18 protein-coding genes and 2 tRNA genes are annotated in these 13623 nt (G+C 29.3%); 12 read left to right on the forward strand and 8 right to left on the reverse strand.

Annotation, left to right across the window (positions count from 1 at the left end):
- Position 1 precedes the first annotated feature (1 nt).
- Genes dapD through rpmH form a run of 7 tightly spaced genes read right to left on the reverse strand, consistent with a single transcriptional unit; the run spans position 2 to position 4813 of the window.
- Positions 2-829, reverse strand: coding sequence for a 2,3,4,5-tetrahydropyridine-2,6-dicarboxylate N-succinyltransferase (gene dapD / locus ACTT9U_RS03155; RefSeq protein ID WP_440931737.1), 828 nt, complete (start codon positions 827-829; stop codon positions 2-4).
- Between the two features lie 3 nt (positions 830-832).
- Entirely contained in the window at positions 833-1504 is a 672-nt protein-coding gene (locus ACTT9U_RS03160; RefSeq protein ID WP_440931738.1) for a pyrimidine 5'-nucleotidase, read from the reverse strand.
- Complete coding sequence (gene argB, locus ACTT9U_RS03165; protein WP_440931739.1) at positions 1501-2367, reverse strand: acetylglutamate kinase; 867 nt, start codon at positions 2365-2367, stop codon at positions 1501-1503. The genes ACTT9U_RS03160 and argB overlap by 4 nt, the downstream gene beginning before the upstream one ends.
- Positions 2368-4050 (reverse strand): membrane protein insertase YidC, encoded by a 1683-nt coding sequence (yidC, locus tag ACTT9U_RS03170; RefSeq protein ID WP_440931740.1) that lies wholly within the window; start codon positions 4048-4050, stop codon positions 2368-2370.
- Entirely contained in the window at positions 4050-4301 is a 252-nt protein-coding gene (gene yidD / locus ACTT9U_RS03175; protein ID WP_440931741.1) for a membrane protein insertion efficiency factor YidD, read from the reverse strand. Before yidD ends, yidC begins: the two co-directional genes overlap by 1 nt.
- Entirely contained in the window at positions 4301-4642 is a 342-nt protein-coding gene (gene rnpA / locus ACTT9U_RS03180; protein WP_440931742.1) for a ribonuclease P protein component, read from the reverse strand. Before rnpA ends, yidD begins: the two co-directional genes overlap by 1 nt.
- A gap of 9 nt (positions 4643-4651) precedes the next feature.
- Positions 4652-4813, reverse strand: coding sequence for a 50S ribosomal protein L34 (rpmH, locus tag ACTT9U_RS03185; protein ID WP_440931743.1), 162 nt, complete (start codon positions 4811-4813; stop codon positions 4652-4654).
- Positions 4814-4911: 98 nt separating this feature from the next.
- On the opposite strand from rpmH, the gene ACTT9U_RS03190 reads away from it, so the two are divergent.
- Positions 4912-5631 (forward strand): TVP38/TMEM64 family protein, encoded by a 720-nt coding sequence (locus ACTT9U_RS03190; RefSeq protein ID WP_440931744.1) that lies wholly within the window; start codon positions 4912-4914, stop codon positions 5629-5631.
- Here the strand turns inward: ACTT9U_RS03190 and ACTT9U_RS03195 are convergent.
- Positions 5632-5705 (reverse strand) — tRNA-Thr (locus tag ACTT9U_RS03195).
- A gap of 102 nt (positions 5706-5807) precedes the next feature.
- Between ACTT9U_RS03195 and ACTT9U_RS03200 the strand changes: the two genes are divergently transcribed.
- The 11 genes from ACTT9U_RS03200 (at position 5808) to hisG (ending at position 13616) form a co-directional block, all read left to right on the forward strand.
- Positions 5808-6008, forward strand: a complete 201-nt coding sequence (locus ACTT9U_RS03200) for a hypothetical protein (RefSeq protein WP_440931745.1) — start codon at positions 5808-5810, stop codon at positions 6006-6008.
- A 97-nt stretch (positions 6009-6105) separates the two neighbouring features.
- Positions 6106-6663, forward strand: a complete 558-nt coding sequence (dcd, locus tag ACTT9U_RS03205) for a dCTP deaminase (protein ID WP_440931746.1) — start codon at positions 6106-6108, stop codon at positions 6661-6663.
- 4 nt (positions 6664-6667) lie between these two features.
- Positions 6668-7927: a UDP-N-acetylglucosamine 1-carboxyvinyltransferase gene (gene murA / locus ACTT9U_RS03210; RefSeq protein WP_440931747.1), complete on the forward strand. Its 1260-nt coding sequence runs from the start codon at positions 6668-6670 to the stop codon at positions 7925-7927.
- Positions 7924-8316 (forward strand): DUF2948 family protein, encoded by a 393-nt coding sequence (locus tag ACTT9U_RS03215; protein ID WP_440931748.1) that lies wholly within the window; start codon positions 7924-7926, stop codon positions 8314-8316. Before murA ends, ACTT9U_RS03215 begins: the two co-directional genes overlap by 4 nt.
- Before the next feature lies 1 nt (position 8317).
- On the forward strand, positions 8318-9604 hold the full coding sequence (gene hisD / locus ACTT9U_RS03220) for a histidinol dehydrogenase (RefSeq protein ID WP_440931749.1): 1287 nt from the start codon (positions 8318-8320) through the stop codon (positions 9602-9604).
- Between the two features lie 2 nt (positions 9605-9606).
- A complete protein-coding gene (gene infA / locus ACTT9U_RS03225) occupies positions 9607-9822 on the forward strand; it encodes a translation initiation factor IF-1 (RefSeq protein WP_075519823.1) in 216 nt (71 codons plus the stop codon).
- A 5-nt stretch (positions 9823-9827) separates the two neighbouring features.
- Positions 9828-9902: transfer RNA gene (locus ACTT9U_RS03230), tRNA-Phe, on the forward strand.
- An 87-nt stretch (positions 9903-9989) separates the two neighbouring features.
- Positions 9990-10205 carry a cold-shock protein gene (locus tag ACTT9U_RS03235; protein ID WP_014953801.1) on the forward strand — a complete coding sequence of 72 codons (216 nt, stop codon included), beginning with the start codon at positions 9990-9992 and terminating at the stop codon, positions 10203-10205.
- 306 nt (positions 10206-10511) lie between these two features.
- Positions 10512-11906, forward strand: coding sequence for a histidine--tRNA ligase (gene hisS / locus ACTT9U_RS03240; protein ID WP_440931750.1), 1395 nt, complete (start codon positions 10512-10514; stop codon positions 11904-11906).
- Positions 11884-12930, forward strand: a complete 1047-nt coding sequence (locus ACTT9U_RS03245; RefSeq protein WP_440931751.1) for an ATP phosphoribosyltransferase regulatory subunit — start codon at positions 11884-11886, stop codon at positions 12928-12930. The genes hisS and ACTT9U_RS03245 overlap by 23 nt, the downstream gene beginning before the upstream one ends.
- Positions 12927-13616, forward strand: coding sequence for an ATP phosphoribosyltransferase (gene hisG / locus ACTT9U_RS03250; RefSeq protein ID WP_440931752.1), 690 nt, complete (start codon positions 12927-12929; stop codon positions 13614-13616). The genes ACTT9U_RS03245 and hisG overlap by 4 nt, the downstream gene beginning before the upstream one ends.
- Positions 13617-13623: the final 7 nt, after the last annotated feature.

Raw genomic sequence — 13623 nt, forward strand, 5'->3', positions numbered from 1 at the left:
CTTAGTCTCTTAAAAGATCGTTTACAGATGTTTTTGATCTAGTTTTTTCATCAACTTGTTTGATGATTACTGCACAATATAAAGAGGGTGCAGCAGGGTTATTTTTATCTGGTAATGAACCTGGTACAACCACTGAGTAAGGTGGGATTTTCCCAAATGTAACTTCGCCAGTTTTTCGATTTACAATTTTAGTTGATTGTCCAATATACATCCCCATACTTAATACTGATCCTTCACCGACTATTACGCCTTCAACTACTTCAGACATAGCACCCACAAACACATTATCCTCAATAATTGTTGGTAAAGCTTGAGCTGGCTCTAATACACCACCTATACCTGTTCCAGCAGAAATATGACAATTTTTTCCAATCTGACAGCAACTACCAGCTCGACTAAAAGTATCCATCATAGTTCCTTCATCTATATAAGCACCTACATTTATATAGCTAGGCATTAAGACTACATTTTTTGCAACATAAGAACCTTTTCTCATCGCTGTATTTGGCACCATTCTAAATCCTGCTTTTTCAAAATCATCATTCGTCCATCCTGCAGTTTTTCCTTTTAGTAAATGTGCTTTATCTCTCCAAGCAGAATACGGACCATCTAAAGTTTCCATTCCATGAATTCTAAAACTTAGCATGATTGCTTTTTTAAGATGTTGATGTGTTACCCATTCACCATTTATTTTTTCAGCAACTCTAGATTTGCCACTATCTAAATCTTCAATTACTTGATTGATAGTATCTTTTAATTTTTGATCAGAGTTTTGATTTACTTGATCTTTATTTTCCCATGCTTCGTTTATAATATTTTCTATAGTCATAATTTACTGGTTTTTTAATAACCTTATTTCTTTTAAAAATAAAGTAAGATTTTCTATTTTATAATCAATATAGTCTTTATCAGATTCTTTTTTCCCCCATTCTTCATCGTTTATTAACCAAGCTGTTATTGTTCCTCTTTCCTTACCTATTGAAAGATTTTTTGCTATATCTTCAATGTATAAAGTTTCTTTTGGGTCTATTTTAAATTTTTCTATCATCAAATCAAAAGCCTTAGCTTCAGGTTTTGGATGATATTCTGCATCAACAATATCAAATATACCTTCAAATTGATCCTCAATACCAAGAGTTGAAGTTATATGTTTTACATGGTCATAACTACCGTTAGTAAAAACAAACTTTTTTAAGTTAATATTTTCTAACTCATACCTTAGAGCTGTGTCTTTCTCTAAAAATGATAAATCAATATCATGAACAAAATCTAAAAACTCTTTTGGATCTATATCATGATGGATCATTAATCCATTAAGGCTTGTATTATATTTATGAAAATAATTTGTTTGAAGTTCTTTAGCTTTTTTTAAATCTACATTAAGTTTATTTGAAATGTATTCGGTCATTTTTCTACTAACTTGACCAAAAACTGCTTCAAGGTCTTGGTATAAAACACCATCACAATCAAAAAGAATGTTTTTTATATTCTTAATTTCCTTCATTTTCTTATTAAAGTCCCTGAGCCCTGATCAGATAAAAGTTCAAATAAAACTGAATGAGTCTTTCTTCCGTCAATTATACACACACCTTTTACGCCATTTGAAGCAACATCTAAACAATTATTAATTTTTGGTATCATCCCACCGGTAATAACCTCTTTTTGAATTAATTCTTCAGAGGTTACTGAATTTATTTCACTAATAAGTTTACTTTCTTTATCCAGAACTCCTTCAACATCACTCAATATTAATAATCTTCTTGCATTTAATGATTTGGCAATTGCACCTGCAGCTGTGTCTGCATTTATATTATAAATGTTATCTTGATTATCCTTACCCAAAGGAGCAATAACCGGAATTCTGTTTGCTTTAATTGAGTCTTGAATTTTTGAATTTTCTATATTTTTTGGTAAGCCAACATAACCAAGTTCATCATTTTCTTTTGTAGCTTCAATTATTGAATTATCTTTTGATGTAAATTGTTGTGCCTTTATTCCTGTTTGTTCTAATGATTTTACTATTTCATGATTAAAATTTGATAAAACACTTTCAACTATTGTTATTGTTTTCTCATCTGTAATTCTTAAACCATTTATAAATTTAGACTCGATATCTAATTCTTTTAGTTTTTCAGTAATTCTTTTTCCTCCACCATGGATAATGACTGGATAAAACCCTAATTTTCTTAGAGTTGAAATATCATTAATCAAATGATTGTATAAATCAGGATTAGTTAATACACTTCCACCACATTTAATAACAATATATTCATCATTATATTTTTCTAAGTATTTCTTTACTTGTTCTATTGAAGGTCCAGATTTAGGAATTATAGAATTAATCTCTGCATCACTTAAAGAGGACATCTATGTAGTAGTTTTTACAGTAGTTCTCTTCATTATGAACAGTTGTTGTGCCATTGTTAAAATATTATTTACTGTCCAGTAAATTACCAATCCAGCAGGGAATGGCGCCAAGATTACAGTTAAAAATAGTGGAAAGAATGCAAAAATTTTAGCCTGCATTGGATCAGTAGGGGCAGGATTTAATTTTTGTTGTACCCACATTGAAACACCCATTGCAATTGGCCAAGCACCAATAACTAAAAATGACGGTACATCATAAGGAAGTAGTCCAAATAAATTAAATAAACTAGTAGGGTCACGTTCACTTAGATCTTGTATCCATCCATAAAATGGCATTTGTCTCATCTCGATCGTTACAAATAAAACTTTGTATAAAGCAAAAAATACAGGGATCTGTATCATTATTGGTAAACAACCTGACATAGGGTTTACTTTTTCTTTTTTATAAAGAGCCATCATTTCTTGCTGTAACTTCATTTTGTCTTCTTTGTGCAATTCTTTAAGTCTTGTCATTTCAGGAGTTAAAGCTTTCATCTTCGCCATACTTCTGAATGAAAAGTTTGCAAGTGGAAAGAAAACCAATCGAATGCAAATGGTAACTGCTATTATCGCTAATCCATAATTACCTAACAATTTAAAGAAGTAATCAATTGCATAAAATAAGGGCTTAGTTATGAAGTATAAGAATCCCCAATCAATCACTAAATCAAATTTATCAATATTAAGTTCTGCAGCATAACCATCAATTGTATCAACTCTTTTTGCAGCAACAATTATTTGCATATTGTCCTCTATTGAGGAATTGCTACTTAATTCCATCGGTTCTGTGGATATATAGTTTGCTCTAAACTTATTTTTATAATCAAAAGTAGTTTTAAATTCCTTATTTCTTGGAGGAACTATTGAGCTAATCCAGTATTTATCTCCTACACCAAACCATCCCTTTTGTGCAGTCATTGAAAATTTTTCTTCTTCAATATCATCATAATCCTGCTCGATTAGCTCACCATTTAATGCAGCTAACATTCCTTCATGCAGAATATAAAAATTAGATAACCCTTCTGGAATTTTATTTCTTATAATTTGGCCGTATGAGTAAAAGTCGTATTTTTTATCAGTAGAATTAATTACTTTTTGATTAATTGAAAATAAGAACTTGTTATCGATAGATATTTCTTTCTCAAAAGTTATCCCTTGATCATTAGTCCAAGCAAGTTTAACAGGATTTCCTTCTCTAAGTTGGTTATTGCCAATTACAGACCAAACAGAATCAGAATTAGGTATATCAATGTTTTTATCAGTAGTAACAAAACCACTTTCAATAAAGTATCCATCTTCAATATTTCTGGGATTTAATAATGTAACATTGATGTCACTCTCTAAGGAAGTATCATAATTTTTAAATGTCAAATCATCAATAATTGCACCTTTGAGTGAAATTGAACCAATGATATTTTCATTTTCAAATTGTATTCTTTCATTTTGATCAATTGCTTCTTCTCTTGAAATTTTAACTAAATTTTCTTTTTGATCTAAACTAGGTGCATCAGAATTTTGTTCTACTTTGTCTTTTTCTGACAAATTTTGATTTCTTGGTTGAGGTTCAGGAGCAAAAAATAATGAATAGAGAATTATAACTGCTGCTGATAAAGAAATAGCTGCTACTACGTTTTTTTGATCCATTATTTTTTAACCTTAATTTTTTTGTTAACAGGATCAAAACCTTCACCACCCCCTAAAAATTTTATTGGATGACATGATAAAATTCTTTTTAAGCTTAAAAATGTACCTTTGAATAAACCATAAGTTTTTAAAGCTTCAATGCTGTATTCAGAACAAGTTGGTAAATATCTACATGAAGGACCAAGTAAAGGGCTAATTAAATATTTATATCCTTTAATAAAATAAATTAATCCTTTAGTAAAAACATTCATTATTTAATTCTCTCAAAATCTTTAAACAGAGTTTCTTTTATATTTAAGTAGTCGTTATTTAGCATAGTTGGCTTAGCAATAACAAGAAATGAATAGTTAAAGTTTATGGACACTTTTTTAACTGCTTCATTAGTTATATTTCTTAATCTTCTCTTAATTTTGTTCCTTTTAACAGCATTTCCAATTTTTCTTTTTGTAACAAAGCTTATATTAAGTTTTTTGGTATCTTTACCTAAAAGTTTACCAAAAAAAATTGTAACAAATTTATTGCTGACTTTTCTTTTCTTTAGAAGTGATTTGAAATCTTCATTTTTAGAAAGAGCAAGAATTTTGCTTTTCATTAAATAGATTTATTTCCTTTTTCTTTTAACTGTCGAAGATACTGTTAAATCTTTTCTTCCTCTAGCTCTTCTTCTCTTTAAAAGTTTCTGACCACCTTTAGTTTTCATTTTTGAACGAAAACCGTGTTTCTTTAGTCTCTTCTTCTTTTTTGGCTGCCAAGTTCTTTTCATATGTATAATTCGATTAGATTTTTGTTAAAATTTGGCTCTTTATATTAACTAAATTTATAAATAGCAATTAGAAGATTTAAAATTTATTATTAATATTCATGGAAAAAACAAAAAAAGTCAAAATTTTTATAGCTTTATTCTATGTTTCAGCAGTTTTATTATTTTTGTATTTTTTCTTCTCAAAGTTTACTCTTCAAGAGCTGACAAGTTATGATTTTATAAAAAATAACAGAGATTATTTTTTTGAGTTAAGACAATCTAATTTATTTTTTATAGGTTTTTTGTTTTTTGTATTTTGTATTGTTTGGACACTTGCTTCTGGTTTTGCAACACCCATAGCATTATTTGGAGGATTTGTTTTTGGAAAATGGCTAGGTACGCTTATTGTTGTAGTAGGAATGTCTATTGGTGCAACAGGTGTTTACTTGTTTGCTAACTATTTCTTAAAGGAAATTATAAGAGAAAAGTTTTTGAATAAATTTCAAAGTTTAGAAGAAAAATTTAAAAAATCAGAACTTAATTATTTGTTAGTTTATCGTTTTGTGGGTGGTATCCCATTTGCGATTTCAAATGTTTTACCTTGTATATTTAATGTAAAGACAGTTAATTTTTTAATAGCAACTTTAATTGGAATTGTACCTCAGGTATTTATTTGGGTATCTCTTGGAAGCGGGTTAGAAAAAATAATTGATCAAAATGAAGAAGCGCCAAACTTTACTAAATTGATTACTTCACCGGATATTTATATTCCAATAGTTGCTTTTATTATTCTGGTAATTGTTACAATTATAGTTAGAAAAATATTCTATAAAAAATAGTGGTGCCCCCACCAAGAATCGAACTTGAAATTTATCCTTACCATGGACACGTTATGCCATTTAACTATGGGGGCGTTAAAAAGTTTTTGTAATTTATTGATAATAAAGCATTTTTTACAAATTATTGCCTTAATTTTTTTGGAAAATTGATTTATATCTACCTAAGGATTTTTTTTATGGGCATTCATTACGATTATAAATCTACTAAAGGAAATAAATTAATGGAGAAGCAAGCTAAGCGTGAGAGAAAGCTTGCGGAAAAAAAAGCAAAAAAATTAGCCAAAGAAGGTCCAAAAAAAGAAGAACCTAAAGCTAAACCATTGGATCCAAACAAACCTATATCTTTAGATTTTCTTACAAACCCAGATAAGGAATGACCACTAAGGATAAAAATGAGCGTTTAAGTTTAGCTCTTAGAAAAAATTTAAAGAAAAGAAAACTATTTCAAAAAAAAAATAAAAAAAAATCTAAATAATGTCTATTCAGCCTGATTCATGGATTAAGAAAATGTGTAAAGAATACAACATGATCGAGCCTTTTTTAGATCATCAAGTTTCTGAAGGGAAAATTTCATTTGGTTTAAGTAGTATGGGCTATGATGTGAGAATTTCAGATGAGTACAGAATTTTTACAAATGTAAACAATTCATTAGTAGATCCAAAAAATTTTTCTGATGACAATTTTATAGAGCGAAAAGGCCCACATTGTATTATCCCACCTAATTCTTTTGTTTTAGCAAAAACGGTAGAGTATTTTAGAATTCCAAAAGATGTTTTGTGTATTTGTGTTGGTAAAAGTACTTATGCAAGAACAGGTATAATTTGTAATGTTACTCCTATTGAAAATGAATTTGAGGGAAATATTGTAATTGAGCTCTCTAATACAACACCTAATCCAGCTAAGATTTATTCTCATGAAGGAATAGCTCAATTTTTATTTTTTAAATCTGAAACACAACCAGAGACAACTTATAAATCAAAGAACGGTAAATACCAAGGTCAGACAACTATACAAGTTGCTAAAATAAAATAGTTTTATGGATAAATTTTTGATTGATGGTCCTTGCCGACTTAAAGGCCAAGTTAAGATATCTGGATCTAAAAATGCTTCTTTACCAATATTAGCAGCTACATTATTATTTGATAAATCTGTCACGATAAAGAACTTACCAAGAGTAAGAGATATAGATACAATGTTAAGTCTATTAAAATCTCTAGGCTCAAAAATTAGTCTCTCTAAAGACAAAAGAACGGCAAGAATTCAGAATAAAAAAAATATGAAAACTTTTGCAAGTTATTCCCTTGTTAAAACTATGAGAGGATCAATTCTTGTTCTAGGACCATTGGTTTCTAAATTTCAAAAATCAATTACCTCATTACCAGGGGGTTGTTTAATTGGTGCTCGACCAGTTAATTATCACTTATCAGCATTAAAAAAGCTGGGCATGAAATATAACATTAAAAAAGGATATATTCACGCAAAGTCCAATGGAAAATTGAGAGGAACAACAATTACATTTTCAAATATAAGTGTTGGAGCAACAGAAAATACAATCATCGCAGCTTGTTTAGCTAATGGCAAAACTGTTTTAAAAAACTGTGCTGTTGAACCTGAAATAAAAGACTTAACAAATTTTTTAAACACAGCTGGAGCAAACATTAAATGGAAAGGCAGAACTTGTGAAATTGTAGGAGTTAAATCTCTGAGTGAAACAGAATATTCTGTAATGGCAGATAGAATAGAAGCTGGCACTTTTTGTGTTGCTGCAACATTATCAAGAGGAGAATTAGAGGTAAAAAATTTAGATTCAAAAATCATTAATACTGAATTAAATTTACTAAAAAAAGTTGGTGCTAAAATCAAAACTTCAGAAAATAAAATTCTAATTAAAGGACCAGACAAAATTAAACCAATAAAAAATATAAAAACAAAAGAGTATCCAAGTTTTCCAACTGATCTTCAGGCTCAATTCATGGTTTTATTATGTAAGGCAAATGGCAAAAGTAGCATTACTGAAAGTATTTTTGAGAATAGATTTATGCACGTTGCAGAGTTACAAAGACTGGGTGCAAAAATAGTTATTAAAAATAATAAAGCTATTATAGAAGGTAAAACAGATTTCAATGGAGCAGAATTAATGTCGAGTGATTTGAGAGCCTCTGTTGCACTTGTATTAGCCGCTATAATTGCTAATGGAAAATCGACAATAAACAGAATTTATCATTTAGATAGAGGGTATGAGAATATTGAGAATAAATTGAAAAAAATTGGTGTTAAAATAAAAAGAATAAAATGAGTGAAAAAAAATATTTAGCAAAAATTATTGCAGTAGATAATGAGGGGCTTCAAATGATATCAGCTTGTTGCTCTGGAGCTAAAACAAATGTTGCAAACATAAAATATCTCAAAGAAAACAAAGTATTTTTATTATCCATTGAAAGAACCAAAGTTGAAGCTGGAGAAGAAGATAAAAAAGTTAGCAGTATATGTAAATTTGATTTTGTGAGCAGTGTAAAATCGAAAAACATAGATCAAAAAAACCAAGAACAACCACTTGAATTAATTGGTATAAATTATTTGAAAAAAAATGATGAATACGAGATTGATTTAATCTTTAATAATAATGCTCTTATATCTCTTGGCACTGAAGCAATAGAAGTAAGATTAGAAGATCAAACAAATTAAGATGAAATCCTTAAATTTTAAAAGTAAAAATTTTGATAAATCGCTAGAAAGCTTGTTAAATCAAAGAAGAAAAAAATTACAATCAATCAGTGTTTCTGTAACTAACATCATTAAAGATGTTAAAAATAATGGAGATAAAGCTTTATTAAAATATGAAAAAAGATTTAACAAAAATAATGTAATTGTCCCAAGTTCAAAACAAATAAGTAATTCTATTAAATCATTAGATAAAAAAGTTAAGCAAGCAATCGATGCTGCATATAACAGAATTTATAAATTTCATTCCTTACAAAAATTTAAAAATATTTCATACACTGATAAGTATAAAAACAAGATTGATTATAAATATGTACCATTAGAGTCTGTTGCAATTTATGTACCTGGATCCACAGCCTCATATCCATCAAGCGTTTTAATGAATGCAATTCCAGCAATTGTTGCTGGTGTAAAAAGAATTGTCATGATCAATCCTGGTTATAAAGGTAAACAAAATCCTGCAGTTTTGTATGCAGCTAAAAAATGTAAGATAAAAGAGATCTATTCAATTGGTGGTCCCTCTGCAATTGCAGCTGCTGCTTATGGAACAAAAAAAATTAAACCAGTCAATAAAATCGTAGGCCCAGGCAACTCTTATGTTGCTGCAGCAAAAAAAGAAGTATTTGGTGATATTGGAATTGAGGCAATGACTGCCGGTCCATCTGAAATTTTAATTGTTGCTGATAAAACTTCAAATCCTGAATGGATTGCTAGTGACTTACTTGGTCAAGCAGAACACGATCCACTTGCACAATGTATTTTAATTTCTAAAGATCAAAAAATTTTAGAGCAAACTAAAAATGAAATTACAAAACAGTTAAAAGAATTACCGAGATTATCAATTGCAAACAAAAGCTTAACCACAAATGGAATACTTATGTTTATTAACTCTGATACAAAGATTATAGAGATAATAAATAAGATTGGACCAGAACACCTGGAGTTAAATACAAAAAATTATAAATCTTTAATACCAAAAATCAAAAATGCAGGTTCAATTTGTTTAGGAAAATATGCGGTTATGGCGATGACAGATTATGGAGTGCCAGGGACAAACCATGTGTTACCAACAAATAAAACTAGCAAATACTCCAGTGGACTAAGTGTTTCAGAGTTTGTTAAAAAAATCTCTTATATAAACTTATCAAAAAAGGGTATTGAAAGTCTTGGGCCATCAGCTATAACACTTGCAAATTATGAGAGATTAGAGGGACACGCTCAATCAATCATAAAAAGAATTAGGAGAAAATAAATTTGTCAAAACAAGATCTACTTGAATTCAAAGGTAAGGTAACCGACTTATTACCTAACGCAATGTTTAGAGTTCAATTAGAGAATGGTCATATCGTAACTGCACATACCGCTGGAAAACTTAGAAAGAATAGAATTAGAGTTTTACAAGGCGATAATGTTACGGTTGAGATGACACCTTATGATCTTACTAAAGGCAGAATAATCTTTAGAGGATAATTTAAGGCTGAGTAGCTCAGGAGTAGAGCAGAGCCCTGAAAAGGCTTGTGTCGGAGGTGCGAATCCTTCCTCAGCCACCACCCAAAGTTTTTTAAATTATACTTGCTATTCCTATTAAAAAAACTACTTTCTCGGCTTTATAAATAACAAAAGGACTAAGAAATAAAATGAGTACATTAAAAGGTAAAGTTAAGTGGTTTAACGGTAAAAAAGGTTACGGTTTCATCGAAAGAGAAGATGGTGAAAAGGATGCCTTTGTTCATGCTAGTGCAGTAAAAGATGCTGGTTTGAGATTTTTAAATGAAGGAGACTCACTTGAGTTTACTTTAGAAGATGGTCCAAAAGGCCCAAGCGCAGTTAACTTGGTAAAACAAGAAGGCTAATAAATTTTACAAAATTTTGAAAGGGGGTTTGCGAAAGCAAACTCCCTTTTTTTTTCTTGTAATAATCCAAATTTATTCTAGAAGTTGCCTATGATCAAAATAGCTTTAACAATTGAGACTAACAGAGCTACGCATAGACATATCAATCATGCTGGCTAAGGCTAGCTATTTTCAAACATAAAATAATTTTAAATTCACTAAAAAATAATATAAAACTATAAATATAAGCTTTGGTGGTGAAATAGTATCACGTCGGTTTGTGGATCCGAAGTCGTAGGAGCGTAACCTACCCAAAGTACCACTAAAATGGAAAAAGAAAAAAAACTCAATCCTTCGCTACCATCTGGGTTTGAAGATCGTTGGGACAAAAAGTTAGTCTTAAAAAAACAACTTTTAAAAGAGATTGAGAATAATTTTATTAAATTTGGCGCTGAACCATTAGAGACACCCTCTTTTGAAATCAGTGAAAATATTGGATCGTTTTTAGCAGAAGACGAGGCCAATCCTATGTCTGATGTATTTAATTTTAAAGACGGTGATAAAAGTATTACTTTAAGATATGACTTATCAAGTCCATTAGCTAGATTTGTTGCACAAAATAATCAAGAACTTCCATCTGTTTATAAAAGATATGCCATTCAAAATGTCTTTAGAAATGAAAAATCAGGTAATGGTAGATACCGAGAATTTATGCAGGCAGATTTCGATATTATTGGAAATACAAATCCTGCCCAAGCAAATGCAGAACTTTGCAATTTAATTACTAATACTTTATCAGACTGCGGATTAAATAAAGAACAATTTACAATCAATGTAAGTAATAGAAAGATAGTTCAAGGACTAATTAATGAACTTAATATTTCTGAGGAAAAACAATTAAAAGTTATTAGAGCAATTGATAAATTAGATAAACCAGGATTTGGTTTAATGGGCGTAGAAGCATTATTAAAAAAAGAGAGAAAAGATGCATCAGGAGCTGTTACCAAAGGTGCAGATTTAAATGATGATCAAGTTAAACAAATATTAGATTTTTTAAAAATCAAAGATTTAAAAGAATTAAAACAAAAACTAACTAATAAATTATCGCAAGAAGGAATTAAAGAATTAGAAGATTTCTTTGAAGTAATTGGTTTTGGTAATGCAAAAGACCAGGTTCAGACTAATTTTACAATTGTTAGAGGCCTTGCATATTATGATGGGTTTATTGTTGAGACTAATTTAAATTTCAAAGTAACAAACAACAAAGGTAAAGAAGTAGATATTGGAAGTATTTGTTCTGGTGGAGCTTACGCAAAACTTATCTCCAGATTTAAAGGTGTAGATATACCGGGTACAGGTATTAGCTTTGGTGTGGATAGATTGTTATTTGCCTTAAATCAATTAGATCAGATTAAGATTAAAGAACAAAAACCTGTTCTTGTATGTGTTATGGATCAAAAATATTTAAAAAATTATTATGAATTAGTGGATGAATTAAGATCTAACAATATTAATTCTGAAGTGTTTTTAGATACCAAAAAGAACTTAGGAAAACAGCTTACATATGCAAATAAACGAGGATTATTGTTAGCAATTATTTGTGGTGAAAATGAATTTAAAGATAACACTGTAACTATTAAAGATCTTCAAGGCACTAAAGGTGAAAATAATAAAACTATTTCAAGAAAAGAACTAATCGATGAAGTCAAAAAATTTATCTGAAAATATCCTTAGATCAGTAAAGTCTAAAGGATATAAATATATCAATTTACCTTCGGTAATTGAGGCAGATCATATTGTCCAAAGATCTGGTGAAAATTTTAGAAAGTTTATTTTCTCATTTCATGATCAAGATGGAACTGAACTTTGTTTAAGACCGGATCTAACAATTGCATCTTGCTTACGGTATTTAGATAATGATTTAAAAGGTAAACAAAAAATTTTCTATAGTGGTCAAGCGTATAGAAAAAATAATGATAAGAAAAAATCTATCATTAGAGATCAAATAGGATTTGAAATATTAGGATCAAAGGATGAAAAAAATGATGATAAAGAAATCATAAATACCTCTCTTAAATCTCTAAAAAATATTAAATTTTTATCTGGAACTTTAACCATTGGTAATGTTGAGATATTTAAATTACTTATAGATAAACTTGAAATTCCATCACGTTGGAAATTAAGATTAATTAGACACTTTTGGAGGGAAGATTATTTTAATGATCTATTAAAAAGATTAGAGACTAACGCTGATATTGATCCAACTGTAGTAGATCTAGATAAAAAACTTTATCTGAATTTATTAAAAAAAGATCCAAGTGCTTTAGTTGCTGGAAGATCTTACGGAGAAATTTTAAAGAGATTTGATGAAAAAATTAAGAACCCTAGAAAAGCTAGTGAGGGCAAAAAAGTATCTAAAATAATAAAAGAATTTTTAAAGATTAAATGTCCAATCAACAAAGTAGCTGATCAATTAAATAAATTTTTTAAAAAAAATAGAATTAATCTTGCAGTTGACCAAAGATATTTTCCTCTTTCATCAAATAAAATTTCAAAATTAAATGTAGTATTTTCAGCCTCATTTGGCAGACAGCTTGAGTATTACACAGGAATGGTTTTTAGAATTGATGTGAAAGTAAATTCCAAACAAGTTCAATTAATATCAGGTGGGAGATATGATAATTTAATTTCTGATCTTGGTTCAAGCAAAAAAGTAAATGCGGTAGGAGCAGCTATTAATCTATGAGCCAGATAATTAAAATAGGAATCCCGAGTAAAGGAAGACTGAGAAAAGATGTTTTAAATATCTTTAAGAAAAATAAATTAAAATTAATCTCAGAAAGAGGCGATAGAGATTTATTTGGTTCAGTAAAAGGTAAAAAAAATATTCAAATCATTTATTTACATGCAAGAGAAATAATAGAGAGACTTGCAGATAAATCATTAGATCTAGGGTTTTCTGGTTTTGATTTATTAAAAGAAAGCGAAATAACTGCTCAAAATAAAATTAAGGTTGAAAAGAAATATCCATTTGGACAAGCAACATTAGTAGTTGCGGTGCCTCAAAATTGGTTGGATGTATTTTCTATGGCAGATTTAGAAGAAATTGCTTTTGAATTTAAAGAAAAGAAGAAGAAAAGATTAAGAGTATCAACAAAGTATCCAAGACTAACAAGAGAGTTTTTCTACAATAAAGGTGTTACTCAGTTTTCATTAGTAAAATCACATGGAAGTACAGAAGTTGCCCCGTTTACAGACTCATCTGAGATCATTACAGACATAACAAGCACTGGCGCCACTCTTAAAGCTAACAATCTTAGAATTATAAATGATGGTTATATTTTAGAGTCTGAGCTTTGTATGATGGTTTCGAAATCGTCAAATAAAAGTAAAGATTTTAATAAATTAACTAAATTACTTACGAAGTATTAAGTCTTTA

The organism is Candidatus Pelagibacter sp. (assembly GCF_052049975.1).
Taxonomy (GTDB): Bacteria; Pseudomonadota; Alphaproteobacteria; order Pelagibacterales; family Pelagibacteraceae; genus Pelagibacter.

Coding starts and splice junctions, on each gene's coding strand:
- ACTT9U_RS03215 (WP_440931748.1), top strand. CDS start 7,924: ATGAGTGAAAAAAAATATTTAGCAAAAATTATTGCAGTAGATAATGAG.
- ACTT9U_RS03160 (WP_440931738.1), bottom strand. CDS start 1,504: ATGAAGGAAATTAAGAATATAAAAAACATTCTTTTTGATTGTGATGGT.
- hisG (WP_440931752.1), top strand. CDS start 12,927: ATGAGCCAGATAATTAAAATAGGAATCCCGAGTAAAGGAAGACTGAGA.
- ACTT9U_RS03200 (WP_440931745.1), top strand. CDS start 5,808: ATGGGCATTCATTACGATTATAAATCTACTAAAGGAAATAAATTAATG.
- murA (WP_440931747.1), top strand. CDS start 6,668: ATGGATAAATTTTTGATTGATGGTCCTTGCCGACTTAAAGGCCAAGTT.
- hisD (WP_440931749.1), top strand. CDS start 8,318: ATGAAATCCTTAAATTTTAAAAGTAAAAATTTTGATAAATCGCTAGAA.
- rnpA (WP_440931742.1), bottom strand. CDS start 4,642: ATGAAAAGCAAAATTCTTGCTCTTTCTAAAAATGAAGATTTCAAATCA.
- hisS (WP_440931750.1), top strand. CDS start 10,512: ATGGAAAAAGAAAAAAAACTCAATCCTTCGCTACCATCTGGGTTTGAA.
- ACTT9U_RS03235 (WP_014953801.1), top strand. CDS start 9,990: ATGAGTACATTAAAAGGTAAAGTTAAGTGGTTTAACGGTAAAAAAGGT.
- dapD (WP_440931737.1), bottom strand. CDS start 829: ATGACTATAGAAAATATTATAAACGAAGCATGGGAAAATAAAGATCAA.
- argB (WP_440931739.1), bottom strand. CDS start 2,367: ATGTCCTCTTTAAGTGATGCAGAGATTAATTCTATAATTCCTAAATCT.
- dcd (WP_440931746.1), top strand. CDS start 6,106: ATGTCTATTCAGCCTGATTCATGGATTAAGAAAATGTGTAAAGAATAC.
- ACTT9U_RS03245 (WP_440931751.1), top strand. CDS start 11,884: ATGAAGTCAAAAAATTTATCTGAAAATATCCTTAGATCAGTAAAGTCT.
- rpmH (WP_440931743.1), bottom strand. CDS start 4,813: ATGAAAAGAACTTGGCAGCCAAAAAAGAAGAAGAGACTAAAGAAACAC.
- yidC (WP_440931740.1), bottom strand. CDS start 4,050: ATGGATCAAAAAAACGTAGTAGCAGCTATTTCTTTATCAGCAGCAGTT.
- ACTT9U_RS03190 (WP_440931744.1), top strand. CDS start 4,912: ATGGAAAAAACAAAAAAAGTCAAAATTTTTATAGCTTTATTCTATGTT.
- yidD (WP_440931741.1), bottom strand. CDS start 4,301: ATGAATGTTTTTACTAAAGGATTAATTTATTTTATTAAAGGATATAAA.